1 protein-coding gene is annotated in these 1852 nt (G+C 35.6%); it reads left to right on the forward strand.

Translation table 11 applies throughout. The features are described 5' to 3' along the window. Positions 1 to 1173 precede the first annotated feature (1173 nt). Entirely contained in the window at positions 1174 to 1578 is a 405-nt protein-coding gene (locus ACFSR1_RS23260; RefSeq protein ID WP_378295435.1) for a hypothetical protein, read from the forward strand. Positions 1579 to 1852: the final 274 nt, after the last annotated feature.

Consider the following 1852-nt stretch of genomic DNA (forward strand, 5'->3'; position numbering starts at 1 on the left):
ATGGTTGTTGTATTTTTGGCAAGGCGCAATGCTTGCAGAAAGGAAAAGTTAGCAATCAATGCGCAGAAAAATCAAAAAGCAAGGTAACATTTTGCTTTGCTACGACACATATATTAAACGTTGTATGCTATTGCCCAATTCGATCGGACAATTTTTTCGGAGGAGTACGCTGGAAAATACGGAGTTTTCTTCGGATAAGCAGAACGGACAAATACTTTGCTAAAAGGATCTGTCCAAGTATTTTGCGATGGTATCGTGGAGAGTTACACTATCCAAACGTTAGCACGTTATAAAATACTTGTTCAAGGTCGCGAAAAATTTTTACAAAGTCAAATTTGAAGTGGAATTGTAGTGTGGCTAATCTGAATGAAAACGGAATCTTAGTTCCCTGTGCCTACAGACCATACATGGATATGTATATTCCATAGGCTTGGGTAACTCCGAAAAAGTTGGGGATTAAAATGCTACCGAATCTGAACAACAGTCCCTTAATTTATTATTAATTTTGGACTCAATGAAAAATTAAAATAAAAACAGCACACAACATTGTGTAAGATTGCATTGATAAAATAGTTTGCCTTCGCTATCGCTACGCAAAACGATTTGATCAACGACGCTAAAGCTCATCTTACACCTAACATTATCGCTACATTTTTGGAATCTTAAAATTAGAACGAAAGCAACGAACGGTTAACCACCCAATGACCTGATTATGTTTATGATGGTTAAGGTCTAATCGAAGAAAAAGCGATAGAAAAAACCAAAATTGAGGAGGATTACGGAGTAGTAACGTGCTAAAAAATCGCTTTTTTGGCTGATCAGCTACGGACGAAAAAAAGTTCAGGTTTATTTGGTTAGGTCTGTTACTAATCCAATGATTCCAAGGTGATCGCGAGAAAGAAAAATAAAATTGACGGAGTAATTACTCAAGCAATATCACCTTGCTTGGCATGTTTGCTAAGGTTAGTGATTGAAAAAAATAAACGCGCGATAACACGATATATGTGTCATAGCAGTAAAGTGATCAATCCAATAGTTGTTGTATATTTATGAAGGCGCAATGCTTGCAGAAAGTAAAAGTTAGCAACCAATGCGCAGAAAAATCGAAAAACCGGGTAACATTTTGCCCTGCTACGACACATATATTAAACGTTAGGCACAATTAGATAAACTATGAAAGTAAGATTAATGTTTATAAGCTTGAGTTTGTTATTTGTACTAAATTCGTGTTGTTTCGGAGCGAAAGAAAATCATCTAGGGAATAATATTTATCTATCTGAGTACGACAACGTGGATTTACGGATTCTTTATCAAAAAGAAAGCTGCGCTCAATCTGGTGTGGAAATAGTTCCGATGACTATTCTCGAAATAGCACATAATTCTGAATGGATTATTGCAAAATCAGGGAATAAAAGAAGTAACTCGGATTTCAAATACTGGATTATTCAAAACTCATACTCGAATATACCGGACGCTGAAACGGTTAAATTGAATACGAAAGGCCCTTTGGATAAAACGACTTTTGAAAATTTAATTATGGAAAGGTCAATTGAATTGGAATTGAAAAGTATAAAATAACAAAAGTGCCTAACACGATATATGTGATCATAGCAGCTAAGTGATGAATCGAAGGGTTCTTGCATATTTGGTAAGGCGCAATGCTTGCAAAAAGTAAAAGTTAGCAATCAATGCACAGAAAAATCGAAAAGCAAGGTAACATTTTGCTCTGCTACGACACATATATTAAACGTTATGCACAAGCATGTGGAATCTGAAAAGCAGAATGAATAATCGGACGGGATAATGGTCAAAGACCGGAGTGTTTTTATAAAGGTAATTTCTGACACAAAGA

It is taken from the genome of Aquimarina rubra, from assembly GCF_042684305.1.
Lineage (GTDB): Bacteria > Bacteroidota > Bacteroidia > Flavobacteriales > Flavobacteriaceae > Aquimarina > Aquimarina rubra.

Coding starts and splice junctions, on each gene's coding strand:
- ACFSR1_RS23260 (WP_378295435.1), top strand. CDS start 1,174: ATGAAAGTAAGATTAATGTTTATAAGCTTGAGTTTGTTATTTGTACTA.